Origin of the sequence: Paenibacillus sp. Soil724D2 (assembly GCF_001427935.1) — a bacterium.
GTDB lineage: Bacteria > Bacillota > Bacilli > Paenibacillales > NBRC-103111 > Paenibacillus_E.
In genome coordinates, this window is sequence record NZ_LMRY01000008.1 from 59,003 (window position 1) to 74,490 (window position 15,488).

The 15,488-nt window shown below is 43.4% G+C and carries 16 protein-coding genes; all 16 read left to right on the forward strand.

Annotated elements, in window-relative coordinates:
• Positions 1–87 precede the first annotated feature (87 nt).
• The 16 genes from ASG85_RS10530 to ASG85_RS10605 all read left to right on the forward strand — a co-directional run bounded on the left by ASG85_RS10530 (position 88) and on the right by ASG85_RS10605 (position 15,484).
• A complete protein-coding gene (locus ASG85_RS10530) occupies positions 88–897 on the forward strand; it encodes an Fpg/Nei family DNA glycosylase (protein ID WP_057302371.1) in 810 nt (269 codons plus the stop codon).
• A 15-nt stretch (positions 898–912) separates the two neighbouring features.
• A complete protein-coding gene (locus ASG85_RS10535) occupies positions 913–1,740 on the forward strand; it encodes a deoxyribonuclease IV (protein WP_060646213.1) in 828 nt (275 codons plus the stop codon).
• A 42-nt stretch (positions 1,741–1,782) separates the two neighbouring features.
• Entirely contained in the window at positions 1,783–2,136 is a 354-nt protein-coding gene (locus tag ASG85_RS10540) for a cyclic-phosphate processing receiver domain-containing protein (RefSeq protein WP_063860249.1), read from the forward strand.
• Positions 2,137–2,157: 21 nt separating this feature from the next.
• Complete coding sequence (locus ASG85_RS10545) at positions 2,158–2,931, forward strand: ABC transporter ATP-binding protein (RefSeq protein WP_057302372.1); 774 nt, start codon at positions 2,158–2,160, stop codon at positions 2,929–2,931.
• A gap of 23 nt (positions 2,932–2,954) precedes the next feature.
• Positions 2,955–3,992, forward strand: a complete 1,038-nt coding sequence (locus ASG85_RS10550; RefSeq protein ID WP_057302373.1) for an SAM-dependent methyltransferase — start codon at positions 2,955–2,957, stop codon at positions 3,990–3,992.
• Between the two features lie 86 nt (positions 3,993–4,078).
• Positions 4,079–5,719, forward strand: a complete 1,641-nt coding sequence (locus ASG85_RS10555) for a serine/threonine protein kinase (protein ID WP_060646170.1) — start codon at positions 4,079–4,081, stop codon at positions 5,717–5,719.
• A gap of 103 nt (positions 5,720–5,822) precedes the next feature.
• Positions 5,823–6,335, forward strand: coding sequence for an acyl-CoA thioesterase (locus ASG85_RS10560; RefSeq protein WP_057302375.1), 513 nt, complete (start codon positions 5,823–5,825; stop codon positions 6,333–6,335).
• Between the two features lie 261 nt (positions 6,336–6,596).
• Positions 6,597–7,712, forward strand: a complete 1,116-nt coding sequence (locus tag ASG85_RS10565) for an AAA family ATPase (protein ID WP_060646171.1) — start codon at positions 6,597–6,599, stop codon at positions 7,710–7,712.
• Positions 7,709–8,971 (forward strand): CpaF family protein, encoded by a 1,263-nt coding sequence (locus ASG85_RS10570; protein ID WP_060646172.1) that lies wholly within the window; start codon positions 7,709–7,711, stop codon positions 8,969–8,971. The genes ASG85_RS10565 and ASG85_RS10570 overlap by 4 nt, the downstream gene beginning before the upstream one ends.
• A complete protein-coding gene (locus ASG85_RS10575; protein WP_082588045.1) occupies positions 8,968–9,840 on the forward strand; it encodes a type II secretion system F family protein in 873 nt (290 codons plus the stop codon). Before ASG85_RS10570 ends, ASG85_RS10575 begins: the two co-directional genes overlap by 4 nt.
• A gap of 1 nt (position 9,841) precedes the next feature.
• The gene (locus tag ASG85_RS10580) at positions 9,842–10,711 is read left to right on the forward strand and encodes a type II secretion system F family protein (protein WP_060646173.1); all 870 of its coding nucleotides are present in this window, start codon (positions 9,842–9,844) and stop codon (positions 10,709–10,711) included.
• 15 nt (positions 10,712–10,726) lie between these two features.
• The gene (locus ASG85_RS10585) at positions 10,727–10,954 is read left to right on the forward strand and encodes a Flp1 family type IVb pilin (RefSeq protein ID WP_057302380.1); all 228 of its coding nucleotides are present in this window, start codon (positions 10,727–10,729) and stop codon (positions 10,952–10,954) included.
• Complete coding sequence (locus ASG85_RS10590; RefSeq protein ID WP_162257250.1) at positions 10,920–11,948, forward strand: TadE family protein; 1,029 nt, start codon at positions 10,920–10,922, stop codon at positions 11,946–11,948. Before ASG85_RS10585 ends, ASG85_RS10590 begins: the two co-directional genes overlap by 35 nt.
• A gap of 14 nt (positions 11,949–11,962) precedes the next feature.
• Positions 11,963–14,254, forward strand: coding sequence for a hypothetical protein (locus ASG85_RS10595; protein WP_060646175.1), 2,292 nt, complete (start codon positions 11,963–11,965; stop codon positions 14,252–14,254).
• 18 nt (positions 14,255–14,272) lie between these two features.
• Positions 14,273–14,938: a TadE/TadG family type IV pilus assembly protein gene (locus ASG85_RS10600; protein WP_060646176.1), complete on the forward strand. Its 666-nt coding sequence runs from the start codon at positions 14,273–14,275 to the stop codon at positions 14,936–14,938.
• A 36-nt stretch (positions 14,939–14,974) separates the two neighbouring features.
• Positions 14,975–15,484, forward strand: a complete 510-nt coding sequence (locus tag ASG85_RS10605; RefSeq protein WP_060646177.1) for a prepilin peptidase — start codon at positions 14,975–14,977, stop codon at positions 15,482–15,484.
• The last annotated feature ends 4 nt before the right edge of the window (positions 15,485–15,488 follow it).

The following is a 15,488-nucleotide window of genomic DNA, read 5'->3' on the forward strand; positions in this document are numbered from 1 at the left end:
AACCATCCAGAAGTTGTATTAGGTAGTTCCGTTTACTTTCCCAGTCATTTGGATATACAAGGAAGAAAAAGGCAAGGAGAATGTGCCATGCCCGAACTTCCAGAGATGGAAACCTATCGCCAGCAGTTGACGCGGTTGATCCAAGGTTCGCCAATCACAGGGGCGGAAGTTACTCGTCCGAAATCATTGAATGTGGAGCCGGATAGTTTCATTCGTACGCTAACCGGGAACCGTATTGTACGGATAGATCGCAGAGCTAAGCATTTGCTGTTTCATTTGGTATCAGGTGAAGTTTTATTATTGCATTTAATGCTTGGTGGTTGGATGTTCTATGGCACGGAGGAAGAGAAGCCGGATCGGACAACGCAAGTTATGATCCATTTTGGCACGAAGCACTTATATTTCATCGGATTGCGGTTAGGATATTTGCACATGCATAAACTGCCTGAGGTTGATCTGCTATTAGGCAAGCTTGGGCCTGAGCCACTGGAATCCAGTTTTACTTTTACACAATTCCAACGGGTGTTGAAAAGTAAGAATAGCAACTTGAAAGCAGCATTTGTCGATCAATCATTTCTCTCAGGGATTGGGAACTGTTACTCTGATGAGATATGTTTTTATGCGGGCATTCTCCCTCTTCGTAAACTTTCCTCACTGACAGAAGAAGAGCAGAATCGCTTATTTCAAGCCATGCGCTCGGTTCTTCTCGAAGCTATTCAATTCGGGGGATATATAGACGAGCCTCTGTTTGTTGGTGACCGTTTGACGGGGCAGTTCGATGCTATGTGTCGTGTATATGATCGAGAAGGGGAGCCTTGTTTGCGCTGTGGACATCAACTAATCAAGACAGAAGTTTCGAGTCGCAAATGCTTCTATTGTGCTAATTGTCAAGCGTGAAAGGGCTGATTCATGATGTTTATTGGCGCTCATGTTAGTACGCGTGGAGGCTATTTAGGTGCGGCCAAAACCGCACTGTCTATAGGAGCAAATGCGTTTCAATACTTTCCCATGAATCCGCGCAGTCTTTCTACCAAGTTGGTTAATCAAAGAGATACAAGCGCATGTGCGCAATTTTGCCTGGAACACGGCATTTTGTCAATTGGGCACGCTCCGTATCCACTGAACCCTGCGGCTGATGAGGCTGAACGCGAGAATATGATAAAGCTTTTGAGGAATGGTTTGGAAATTACGGATGCCTGCGGTTCGGTAGGATTAGTGGTGCACTTTGGAAAATATATTGGAAAAGACCCGTTACAAGGCTATAAAAATATAATACAATCTTTGAATAGTGCTGCTCAAGGATATGAGGGTTCTTCTTTGATTTTGCTTGAGAATCAAGCTGGAGAAGGTGCTCAGCTGGGGCTAACTTTGGAAGAAATGGTTCAAGTGCGCAAACTGAGTGAAGCTCCAGAGAAGATTGGATTTTGCTTGGATACGTGTCATGCATTTGCAAGTGGTTTATGGCAGGGGCATAATTGGTTAGAGCTTGAGACCAAGGGGAGACAGCTTGACTATTTTCCGCATCTGAAGGCCGTTCATTTGAATGACTCTGTCCATCCATGTGGTTCCCGCCGAGACCGCCATGCAAATATTGGGGCTGGTTATATTGGCCGAGAGAATTTACAGCAGATGCTAAGCTCTTCCTTTTTGAAGCAAATTCCTATCGTTCTTGAAACAGGTTCAGGTAGTGATGGTACACATGCTCAGGAAATTGCACTGGTGAAATCTTTGGTTTACTAGTCCATCATTCATTCCATCATGAATAGGAAAGGAAATCCGATCATGATTCATGTATACTTAGATGACTTGCGCCCTTGTCCCCAAGGATTTACTTTAGCCAAAGATGTCAAAGAATGCATTTTACTTCTCCAGGAATTTGATGTTGATATTTTGTCGTTAGATCATGATTTGGGTTGGTCTACGATGGAGACTGGCATGGACGTCGTCATTTGGTTGACGCAACAGCGTAAATTTCCCAAAACAATTTATATTCATACTTCCAGTCCCTCGGCTTGCACGGCCATGTATCAAACGCTTTACACGGCCAAACCCGAAGGAATGAGTCTATACCCTCACCGAATTCCTGACGATTTGCTCATGCAGATTGCACAAGGGACTTATAAGAGTGAGCCGTAGTCAGAAAGGAATCGACCGCAAATGATCCATTTATCCGGTATTCATTTTATTAGAGAAGAACGTCATATTTTACAGGATGTGAATGTACACATTCAGCCAGGTGAACACTGGGTATTGTTAGGCCGTAATGGTTCAGGTAAGACAACATTGCTTGAAATGATGAATGGATACGAGTTCCCGAGTCGGGGAACGGTAGACGTGCTGGGCAATCGATATGGTCAATGTGATGTGAGGGAAGTTCGCAAAAAAATCGGCTATATTTCACAGTCTTTATTCGAAAAATTGAACCTGAGTGACCCTGTCCTCGAGGTTGTCGCTACGGGTGAATATGCCTATTTACGGTTTTATCAGGAAATACCGCAAGAGGTGAAAGATCGTGCTCTAGTCATGTTGGAGCGTGTTCGCATTCCTCATTTGGCACATCAGCCTTTAGGAAGTCTTTCGCAAGGAGAACGTAAAAAAGTCATGCTTGCCAGATCGCTCATGATGAAGCCTTCCATTCTCATTATGGACGAACCAGCGGCTGGTCTAGATTTATACGAGAGAGAACGTTTTCTAACAGATGTCAATGACCTTAGCAAGCAAAACATTACGGTCGTCTACGTGACGCATCATATCGAAGAAATAATCCCTTTATTTACACATGTTGCTATCATTGAACAAGGTGAAATCATTGCTGCAGGGCGCAAAGAAGAGGTATTGACTCCGGAACATATTCATCGAGCTTTTGGGATCGAAATCACGTTGGAATGGTTCCAAGAACGGCCATGGATTAAGGTTATTGAATCAAGATAGTAGATTACATAAAGGATGCGGCTATGACACACTTAACGACATACATTGGTACCTCGAATCACGGGTTCGCTCAATATGCACAAGATGAAATTCGTAAGTTATTTCCCTTAACTAAGTTTACTTTGTTGGTGCCAACAGAGGTTTTTATATTCGAAGTGCCCGAGGGTGCAGAAGATATGATCACAACGCTTAAAGAGCAGGAGCCTATGTTTCTTAGGCATGTTCAGCCTGTGAGTCAAGACTGGGACTTGAGCCGTACGGATGCGGATATCGAACATCTCAAGGCTTGGCTAAGAGATGCCATTTCTTCAGGACTTATTGGTTCAGGCGAGAAAATAGCCACCCAAGTGCGCAAAGAAGAGCGGGCGGATGTACCTTACGCGCCTTTTACCGTCAAGGCAGCTTTAGATGAAATATTGGTTTCGGAGATTCAGGCTGAACCCGTAGTTCGATATGCGGATCAAATCATTTCCGTGTATATTAGCGCTAAGAAGTTATTCGTGGGGCTATCCAAGCCTGCCGACAATTTGTCAGATTGGTCAGGCGGTGCGATCCGGTTCATGAAGGAAGAGGATCAAATCTCGCGTGCTAAATTCAAGCTTTTGGAAGCGGAACAGCGATTCGGTATTGATTTCAGCGTTGCTCGTACGGCACTAGATATTGGTGCGGCCCCTGGTGGATGGACATCGTTACTTTTGGAGCGCGGCTTGCGTGTTACGGCTATTGACCCTGCTTCCATGAGTCCCAGACTTCAAGGCAACCGACTTCTCACGATTCTTAAGAAAAATGCTGGTGAAGTAAAGCTGAGGGAAAATGAGTTTGATTTGCTTGTCTGCGATATGAGCTGGGATCCACGTCAAATGGGTCGTTTAGTTGCTGATTTGCTCTATTCCTTACAAAGTGGGGGAACGGCAATCATTACGGTCAAACTCATGCATAAAAAACCGTTCCAAACGGTTCGTGATGTTTTGAAGATTTTGGAGCCGTCTCTCTTCCTGCTTAAAGCCAAGCAATTGTTTCACAATCGGGAAGAATTGACACTTTATTTGCAAAAGACGTAGAATGTGGAAAAAAATGTAGATTTTTAAAGAAGGCCCTCTTATAATCAAGGTAAATCTTACCTGATAAGGGGGCCATTTATTTATTGATGAATAAACAAAGCTTGATTGGAACATGTATTGGGGGAAGATATCGAATTGAAGCCTTGCTCGGTCAAGGTGGTATGAGTCACGTTTATTTAGCAGAAGATTTGAAGCTGAAAGGGAAGAAATGGGCAGTGAAAGAATGTTTGCCTTTTGAAGCCGATGATTTGACATTCTTTCTAGAAGAAGCGGAAATGCTCGCTAGGCTCCAACATCCACAGTTGCCGCAGTTAGTTGATTATTTTACAACCGATGATGGAAAAGGCTTCTTGGTAATGGATTATATTCAAGGGCCAACCTTGCAAGACTTATTCGAAGATAAAGGACGCGAGTTACCCGTTGCGAAAATTGTTCATATGGCCTTTCAGCTGTGCGATTTACTTCACTATTTGCACACGTTTCAACCTCGTCCGATTATTTACCGCGATCTCAAGCCATCTAATGTGATGTTGAATGAGCAGAACCAAGTTCGATTAATCGATTTTGGCGTTGCCCGGCACTTCAAAAACGGCAAACAATCCGACACCATCCAAATGGGTACGATTGGCTTTGCTGCTCCCGAACAATTCCTAGGCTTACAAACGGATGCGCGCACTGATTTATTTACACTCGGCGCTATGCTGTATTATTTATTATCAGCCGGCCAGTATGCGTATGTAACCCAAAAATCGTTGGAACAGATACGTCCAGATTTACCTGAAGCTTTAACCTCCACCGTACGATTACTCCTGCAAGAGCACCCGCAAAACCGCTGTCAATCTGCCATGGAAGTAAAAATGAGACTTCGTTCCATCTATTCCGAAACAACTGTGGCCCCATTAGCTCTTGGACAACACACACCAATCATCACTTCAACACCAGATAAATTAATTGTTATTGGCGGTTTATTTGCTGGTGTAGGTGCGACATTCATGGCAATTACATTGGCAAGAATTCTTCACGCTATGCACATTCCGAACGCGCTTGTTGAGCAGCCAACAATTGAACCTGATTTGTATATGCTCCTTTACGGCGATAACAAGGCCCCTAAGGATTACACATTCACTTCTAATCTCATTAGTGAACAAACGTCTGCTGCGATTTCATCATGGATCAACGGTTTTACGACATGGGTACCTCTTCATCCTGAAGGGTTTCAAAGCACATGGCATCCTGCGGATTCCTTCAAGCTTCTACATACGATAAAAAAACCGATCGTCATTTGGGATGTATCCACGCATTGGGAGGATCCTTCTGTTCAAGAACTTTGTCATAGTGCGGATGAGATCATTGTAGTTGTAGACGCCTCTCCTGGAAAGTGTAATCGCCCAAGTTCACGAGCGCATTTCAATCGATTTGATAAGTATCAGCAGCGTGGTAAAAAGGTGCATTTTGTGGCGAACGGCACGATGCCGGGAAATTTGCGGAATGAATGGGTAGATTCACTGCCAGCGGCACCGTTATGCACCTTACCTGAAATTCCGCGTGCTGAAGTCATGCGTGCTGTTTGGAAAGGGGAATGTATTCAAGATCAGACCGAGGTTTTGGAGAAGTTGAAAGATGCTCTGACCCCTTTACTTAGAGAAATTCTGCCGGCAGATACGGTTAGAAAAAGCAGTTTGAAGGAGAGTAAATCGTTATTCTCACGATTCAAAAAGCCTAGTTAACCCCTTTAATAAATTTGTAAATTGATTCTCAAATTATAACCAAACGACCTTAATTGTGTTATGATGAGTCATATTTCATTTGCAGATAGAGGGGGCCATACATATGGAACAAAGATTTGCTAGAGAATCCAGATGCTTTAAGACGTCACGAATTTTTCCTACGGATGTAAATAACCACAACACACTCTTTGGTGGAAAATTGATGTCCTATATTGATGACATTGCATCGATTGCTGCACATAAACATTGCCGGAGGTCTGTCGTGACAGCCTCAACGGATTCTGTTGACTTTTTGTCGCCCATACATACGTCAGACTCGGTTTGCTTGGAGTCATTCGTGACATGGACAGGCAAAAGCTCGATGGAGGTTTTCGTCAAAGTCGTAACCGAAGATTTGAAAACTGGGGCAAGAAAAATTGCCGCGACTTCTTTCCTGACATTCGTAGCACTCGATGACAACAAAGTTCCGGTTGAAGTTCCCGATGTGGTTCCAGAAACGGAAGAAGAGAAGAAGCTGCATGAATCGGCGCCACACCGAGCAGAAATGAGACGTTTACGAAGAGTTGAAAGTAAGAAGCTGGCGAGCTTCTTCACGATGAAATACCCTTGGGAATAAAAGGGATTGATTTTCCGGTAAAATGTGGTACAATTTGGATAAATTAAATCGGACAAGCGGAAGCACCGCTGATCGTGGAGATCATATCTCCTCAATCGGCGTGTGCTTTTTTTGTTTTCTCCGAATCGCGAAGGAGGCTGATGATGAAGGTTGAGACGACCATTCGCATTGCCATTGTGCTTACGGTTATTAGCTTTGTCTTAATCGCCAGTGGCGTGTATGCCAATGTTTCATGAATAAAATAAGAAAAAGGAGGTAGGAATGAATAAAATTCAACTTTACGTCTTAGATGATGACATCGTTTACGCAGAGAGACTTGCTGCCTTCATACGATCTTCTGAGTTCGCGGAGAGAATACAAGTGAGGCTTTTTTCCAAAATAGAATTGGTTTTCGAGGTGATTGAAAATCAGCAATTAGAAGGGGTTTTATTACTGTCCGAGGCATATTACCCCTTTATGATGAATCGGAGTACATCCTTATGCAAAATGATTTTGAGTGAAACGATTGCAAATTCCAAAGAAGCGGAGACGAAGATTCCGTTCTTATATCGCTTTCAATCCCTGCACCAATTAATATCGCGACTTCAGGCTTTTTATATGGAAAAACATAGATTTGATGCGGGGCCTGGGACGAAAAGAACTAAAGTTCTATCAGTCTACAGTAGCAGCGGGAATAGTGGGAAAACGATGACCGCCGTTCATTTGGCGAAGCAGTTGTCTTTTCGCGGAGAACAGGTTTTTTATCTCAGCCTGGAGTCGGTCAGTACAGCCTCTCAGTGGCTTCAGGGGGATTTAGGACGATTTTCACAGCTTCTATACTACATGAAAAGCACGCCTGAGTTATTGGGACCTAAGCTGCAGCTGCTCAAATCTAACGATTCTAGGCTGCGTATTGATTATCTTACTCCCAAAGATCAAATCAGGGAGATGCAGGAAATGAGCGGCGATCATGTCCGTCTTCTTATTGAATCATTGATTTCGTTGAACCAATATGACTTCATTATTGTTGATTTAGAAGCCACAGTGCATCCGAGAATTGTAAAAAGTTTGGATGTCAGTGATCATATCATCTGGATTGTACGGGACGATTTAAATGATTTATATAAAACTGAGGCACTCCAGAAGCAATTGGGTTCCATGCAAAATGTTCATTTCGTAATCAATAAATACACGGGCAAGGAAACGAATGATTTCTCAGATTTGGGTAAGGAAATAACGTTCAAGCTTCCGTATATCCCCGAGTGGAAAGTTTTAAGCACTCCAGAACAGATCTGGCAATCTGGCTTGTTTTCAGAACAGACGTATGACATGTTTACTGCTATTCAAATAGAAAAAGTTCATTCTTCTTCGGTTAGAGAAGGGGCTGCTGCTTCATGAATCATGATTTGTTTCTCACATTGAAGCAGCAGATAAAGGAGAAGATTGATCTTTCCAGTACGGTCAGCGATGTTACATTAATTGAACTTATCGAGGAGTCTGTTTTCAGCGCAGCAGGAGAGCACGGTTGGACATCAAGCGAGATGCAGGCTCTAGTAAAGCGAATTTTTGATTCTTTTCGTGGGTTGGATATCCTTCAACCGCTGATCGATGACCCATCCGTGACAGAGATCATGGTCAATGGGCACGAGTGCATCTTTTTTGAAAGGAAAGGCGCCGTTGAGCGATATCCGTATCCTTTGGAAAGTATAGAGAAGCTCGAAGATCTCATTCAGATGATTGTTTCTAAGGTGAACCGGATTGTGAATCAAGCAACGCCAATAGTCGATGCGCGTCTGCCTGACGGGTCAAGGGTAAACATTGTTCTTCCGCCAGCCTCTTTGAGTGGTCCAACTTTAACGATTCGTAAGTTTCCGGAAAAGCCCCTACTAATGGCGGATTTGATTCGTATGGGAAGTATCTCGGAAGAGGCAGCAGAAGTTTTACAAGTAATGGTTGAATCAGGCTTTAATATCTTTATTGGTGGCGGAACAGGTTCAGGGAAGACGACATTTCTAAATGCACTTAGTGCTTGGATTCCCCCGCACGAACGCATCATTACGATTGAAGATTCTGCTGAGCTACAGATACAGACTGTACCTAACTTGGTGCGAATGGAAACCAGAAATGCCAATACGGAAGGGAAAGGAGAGATTACGATTCGAGAGCTTATTCGTTCTTCACTGCGCATGCGACCCAATCGGATTATTGTTGGGGAGGTTCGCGGAGCGGAGGCACTCGACATGCTAGCTGCGATGAATACTGGGCATGACGGAAGTTTAAGCACAGGGCATGCGAATACATCTGTTGACATGCTCAGCCGACTAGAGACGATGGTGCTCAGTGGAGCCCCACTTCCGGTAGACGTTATTCGTAAGCAAATTGCCTCAGCGCTGGATGTTATGATTCATGTAAGCAGAATACGTGATCGTACCCGTAGAGTCACTGAAATTCATGAAGTACTTGGTGTGAAGGATGGTGAGGTCCAACTGCATCCCCTTTTCCTATTTGATGAAAAAGGGGAGACGATGGATCGAAAGGTAACAGGTGAGCTTGCTTATACCGGAAACCGACTGCACCACATGCACAAAATTCGAATGGCTGGCAAGAAGCTGCCAGAGTGGTTTGCACAGGTTCAGGGAGAGCGTGATGCAGGATGAAGATTTTCTTGCTTCTCCTCATTATTGGAGCGTTCAGCTGGTTTTTTCTTTTGTATTTGGAACGAAGAAAAGGATCAACTAAGAGAGCTGAATCTCAGCCCATCCAGCACTCAGCTACAATCAACCGTCTGATTGACTATAACCACTATCAGTTAACCTCCAAGGAAAAAGTAAGTGCTATCCTAATGCTTGCCTTACCAGCGTTTATTGTAGGCTACATTTTCTACAAAAGCTTCGTTCTTGCTGCAGCATTGGCAGCGGTAGGCTTCGCATTTCCCCGAATACGTAAGCAGCAATTAATTCAAATTCGTAAAAACAAACTGTATGTACAGTTCAAGCAAGCATTAAGCTGCCTATCCTCTTCCATGACGGTTGGTAAGTCGATTGAAACAGCGTTTAGAGAGGCATTAGAAGATCTGAAAATGCTGTATCCAGATCCCGCTTGCCTGATTGTCTTGGAATTTAGTATTATCTGCCGAAAAGTAGAGAACGGGGAACCCATTGAAGCTGCTCTGAAAAATTTAGCGGATCGCAGCCATCTAGAGGATGTAAGGAGCTTCACAGACGTTTTCTTAACTTGTAAGCGGACGGGTGGCAACTTGGTGGAGGTCATGAAACGAACGGCTACGGTGATTGGCGAAAAGCTTGAAATTTCACAGGATATCTCCGTAATGATTGCACAGAAACGTTTTGAATCAAGGGTATTGCTCTTTGCCCCGATCGTTATTGTTGCCGTGCTTGCGTTCTCTTCTCCAGAGTATATGGATCCTCTTTATACAGGCAGTGGTGTACTTATCATGTCTGCAAGTTTGTTGCTGCTTGGTGCTTGCTATGTACTCACTCAAAAAATCATGAATATCAAGGTGTAGCATGTGGATCACGATTGTGTTTATAACTCAGATTACTGTTTGTATCCTGTTATACCTTTGGGGGCGAGTACAGTATGCTGATACTTTCAAAACTCACCCTTATCCGTTCCAGATAAAGCTGCTGTTACCTTACAGCTACTTGCTTATCGACAAGCTTAATTTGATGGAAAAATTACCCGATTTTACGGCAAAAGTACATTATAAATTAATTACACTGCATGGGAGAAGCTTCGCTGCACATGGCAGTAAATGGTTTCTTGCAGAGCTTATCTCGGCTTCGACTTTATGCTTAGTAATTCTAACTCTGCTATCCATTCTTGCCGGAGGAGATAGTTCTTTGTTTGGATTTGGTTTGTTGGCTACTGCGATTATTCCCATGATCATGGTACGTGATTTAGATGCGAAAATCCGCAAGAAACAGCAGCTGATGATCCTTGAATTGCCTGAAATATTGAGTACAATCGTGCTGCTCGTAAACGCAGGAGAGACCGTAAATCGGGCATGGATACGCTGTGTAGAGGCCCGACCGCATAAAGCACAAACACCGCTGTATAAAGAACTGGCACAAGCCGTTCATGAGCTGGAGATGAATGTATCTTTTGCAAAAGTAATGGAGGATTTCAGCAAACGCTGCGCCCTTCATGAAGTTTCCTTATTTACTTCTACGCTTCTGTTGAATTATAAGCGAGGTGGTAATGATTTTGTTGTATCGCTTCACGCACTTTCGTTGGACCTTTGGCAAAGAAGGAAGTCGGTTTCACGAACACTAGGTGAAGAGGCTTCATCGAAGCTTGTATTTCCCATGGTGCTCATTTTCGTTGTCGTGATGGTCATTGTTGCGGCGCCAGCTTTACTTATGATGAAACAGTAATGGAGGTATGTAGAGATGAAAACAGCGTTAAATTGGCTAAAACAATTTTGGGAAGATGAAGAAGGATTAGGCACTTTGGAGATTTTGTTGATCGTTGCCGTGCTTGTCGCAATAGCTATTATTTTTAGAAAGTGGATCGTCTCGTGGTTCCAGAAGTTAATTGGAGATGCCAACTCTGATTTGAAAGACAACAGTGCGGTTGTTCCTTGTGCGCCTAGTCCAACAACTAGTTGTGCGCCATAGGCGTTTACTGTGTATCCGCGTTAGTGAGGAAGGAAGCTTTACGTTAGAAGCTTCTCTTGTATTTCCGCTGATTCTACTTTGCACGGTTACGCTTCTTTTTGTGGGCATGTATGCGTATCAGAACGTATTTGTTCAGCAGCTTGCGAGGACTGCGGCAGAGCGACTTGCTTTTACGTGGAATAACAGCCACAAAGATTTGGTGACAGGAAACTATAACCCTAGTGAGACAGATGGCCTTTATTGGCGACTTACACATGATAGTGTGACGGATTTATTTGGAATGCTGAGTGGTAGTGGCACAACAGAAGTCATTATTCCCTCGGGTAGTGCTAGTGGTCACGTGGAGAATAAACTTGCCAAATCCTCAACTTTACTACCTCCGGGAGTGACGGGAACTGCAAAATACGCCAACTATCTTTTTGACCATCAGGTTGAGGTTAAATTGAAAAAGTCATTTCTTATGCCAAAGCATCTAAAAAGATGGTTGGAATCTGAGCAAACAACTGGCAGGGCTGTTTCACATGTTATTGAGCCGGTTGAACTCATTCGATTAACGGATATTACTCGTACGTATTTCAAAGAGATCAAAGGTCGAATTTCGCCTCAAAAGGCTAGAGATGCACTCGTAGAACCTATTCAGGATAACTTGTCTGGACCAAGTGTGTCGATCCAATCAGAGCGTCAAGCCGCGGCCTATTTGAAATCACTGGTTGGGGGTAGAGAGGTCATCTTGACGACTATATCAGGAAAAAGCAGAACGGTCGATGCGCTGGATGCTCGAGGAATTGGTCATCAAGCTTTTTACAATATGACAGAATTTCAGCTTCGCACAGAGCAGCTGCCTAAGGATATTGAGCTGCTGGATGAAAAAGCACATGTGAAGGGCATCGTCTGGCACTTTTTCAAAAAAGATGCCAGCGGCAAAGGAATGCCGTCTAATTCATTTCGTAAGGAGCTGGAGCGTAAAGGGATTGTTGTTGTCATTCACAATTAGAAAGGGGGGAGTTTTTGAGGAAATTCGTTCGTTCAGAGAGTGGTGCAGTGTCTGTCTATCTGATTCTCATTATTGTGCCGATTTTCCTATTTCAAGCTGTGCTCATTGATTTTGCAAGAATTAAGCTGGCTGAAAAAGAGACAGAATCAGCGGTCAAAGCTGCAGCGCGATCGGTTATGTCAGCTTATGATTCAGAGCTGCAAGCGATGGGACTCTATGGTCTTGGCATTTCGCAGGATGAGACGGAGGCGTTATTCCGCCAGGTTTTTGCAAGTAATTTATCAGGTCAAGTATCGACAGGAGCATTTCATTATGTGGATACACGACCTATAGAGAATGGCTTGCGTGTTACTCCGGTGTACACATTAGCCAGTCATACGATTTTTGAACGGCAGGTTCTGGAGGATATGAAGATCAAGGCTCCCATCGAGTATACACTTGAGATTACCGATAAGTTTCGGAAAAGCGGGACGAAAGCCCCCTTTCACCTTGGGTCTCAGTTTTCTAAAGAAGCGGCGGAGCTTGAAAAACTCATTGATCAAAGAGAAAGCGCGTTAGATGAAGCTTGGCAGAGCAGTGAAGAGCTGATTGAAAAAATATCTAAGTATCATGCATATTATCAAAAACGCATCACCGAATTAGGCGAATTAGCTGCCCAAATCGGTATTCATACAGCAGATGAAGTTAGAAGCGAAATCGTAGAAGTGAAAAATCAGTTGAGATCCATTCAAGATTCCATACGGGATCTGGATATGTCAATAGCAGCGCTAAGCCAAGCTGGACCTGGCGCAGTGGCGAGCATACAATCCCTCGCAGCTTCTAAACAAGTATTAGGGTCTCAGGCACAGGTCATCGCCCAGAAGTTAAATGAGCTAGAAGCTTTGTTGCAACTGATAATTAAATACGCAGCACTCCTAGCTGCTACGAAGCTGGAGGTACCGGCTAACGGAAGAGAAATCCAGCTATTACAGCAATCAATTGAACCAGCTCTACGATTAGCAAAGCAGCGAAATGACGAGATACGTACGAAGTTAAATGGGATAGCTCAAAGTTCGGAAAGTGGAACTCAAGGTGGAACCTCTGGTGCATATGAAGTGTTTCAAAATGTTCCTGTTATGGGTGATGATTACTTCTACAGATATCAGACAGCCATAGCCAGCATAACTGCCTTATTTACTGCGTTCCAAGAAGTTATTAATTCCGTATATCTATATACGTCTGACAATACAAGCAGAGCAAACCTTGCGAATAATGCTTATTTTTCTGAATCTAGTGAATTTAATAAACTGCAAAGTGCTTTGGAAAAGACAAGAATGGACAAAAATGAGGCAACGGCAACGAATAAGCGTCAGCAAAAAAACAAGATACAAGCCATTTTGGATCAAGCTAAACAATCAATCGGTTCTTGCAGTTTGCCGAATACTCAGAGTAGTGACACTGAACTATACAATCGTCTTCAGGGGGATGCCGGACAAGCAGCGGGTGAGAAAAATTTGTACCAAAAGTATCGAGAAGCTAATGCTCAAGATACGATAATAGGCAGCGAGATTGCTTATGATTTAGAGAAACCAGAACCTGTAAGTTTAAAAGCGATGGGAATGCTCGAGGCGTTTAATAACGCGGCGGAATCGATGAGAAATGAGCTTTATGTGAATGAATTTGCCCTTACGAAATTTAATTACCGCACATATGGATTGGAAAAAGACCCTGCAGGCCAACCCAAATTGTCCAATGAACTGGTGGATCCAGGTTCGCATAAGTTGGCAAATCAAGAGGCGGAGTATCTGTTATATGGATTTTCTTCTTGCGTTGCTAATATTTCGTCCGCATATGCGGAAATGTTTGCATTCCGAATGGCGATCCGTACAGTAGAGGCGCTCCTTGATCCGAAAAAAGAGCTGCTCGGAATAGGCTCGCCCTTACTTGTGCTCTTGGCTGCTGCCGCGGAAGGCGCGCTAGAAGCTTTTCAAGACATGAATAAACTAACAAAAGGTGAAGCTGTAGAGTTATCTGCGAAAATCACTACATCATCTTTGAGTTTGACGTACAAAGACTATTTACGCATTTTCCTGCTTTTACACAGTAATAATACGAAACTTATGGCTAGAATGCAGGCACTCATCGAACTGGAAACAGGTAAGGATTTGGTTCAAGAAACGACGTATATTCAGGGAAATGGATCAAGCGAAGTGAGGTTGTGGTTTATACCGCAAATCATGAAGCTGCTAGATGGAACTGGGTTATTAGGGTGTAAAGTGCAAGGGAATCGGTGCCGGTTCAACAGTACTTCAGCTGTAGCTTATTGAAGAAAAAGGGGGCTGTTTATGCTTCGAAAGTTCCACCATGAGCAAAAAGGCGGCATGGTGCTGGAGGCTTCTTTAGTGCTGCCCTTCTTTTTAGCTTTTGTGATTGGTCTGATCATATGTATTCAGATTGCCGTATTAGAAATGGAGCTGCAAGCCGGGGTATCGGAAGCAACAAAGTCGGTTGCCGGTCAATTATACCCTGTACGGCTTCTTGTTCAAGAAGCCAAATCGAAATTTGATCATAGCCGTGCTGATGAAATGTTGACATCAGTTGTAGATCGTGTAAAAACGGCTCGAGATCAAGTGAAGAACACGGAGAATCTGGCAGATGAATATGCCGCTTACATTCCGAATTCACTCCTGGAGCTTGTTAAATGGGAAAAAGAAAAGCGTGAGTTAGGAGAAGGAAAAGCTCAAGCAGAACTGGACGAACTTTACGAGAGTCAAGTTAAGCCTCGCATTCATGCGGCTTTCACACCGATTGTTTATGCATTTTGCAATCAAACAATCATGAAGAAAGAGAAATTTAAGGTCATTTCAGTGACCCTCCCGAGTATGGAAAGCCGTGGCAATGCTTTTTTTGGTATAGAAGCTCAAATGACTTACAAGCTTCCGCTGCCGTTTATAAGTCACACGATAATATTAAAGAAAAAGGCTGTTGAGCGGGCATGGGTAGGCGCCTAAGATTCTCAAGAAAACTTTAGGAGGGACCTTTTTCCTTTGATTCATTTGATCTTATTTATACTTATAGCTATTGCATTTGTGATTGACGCACATAAATCACTGATCCCAAACAAGGTTACTTTCTGTGGAACAATGATTGGTTTTGTATACCACGCATTTATGGAGGGGTGGAGCGGTGTGTTTTTTGCTGGGATTGGTGCAATTACTGGGTTTACAGCTCTACTTTTACTTTATTTTTTTGGTGCTCTAGGTGCAGGTGATGTAAAGCTTTTTGCTGCAATTGGGGCGATAATGGGATTTGCATTCGTGCTTCAATCGATGCTGTATGCCATTCTATGTGCAGGATTTATAGGACTTATCTTGCTCTTTATCCGTAAACAGATGATAAATACAGGTCATAAACTTGCTGCATGGCTAGTTTCTATTGTTGTTATACAAGATATGGGCAGTCTGCTAGGAATGAAACATCAAAAAAACATGAAATTTCCGTTTATGTATGCAGTTGTACCGGGCGTGGCATTGGCTTGGTATTATTCGTTTTTATGAGAGA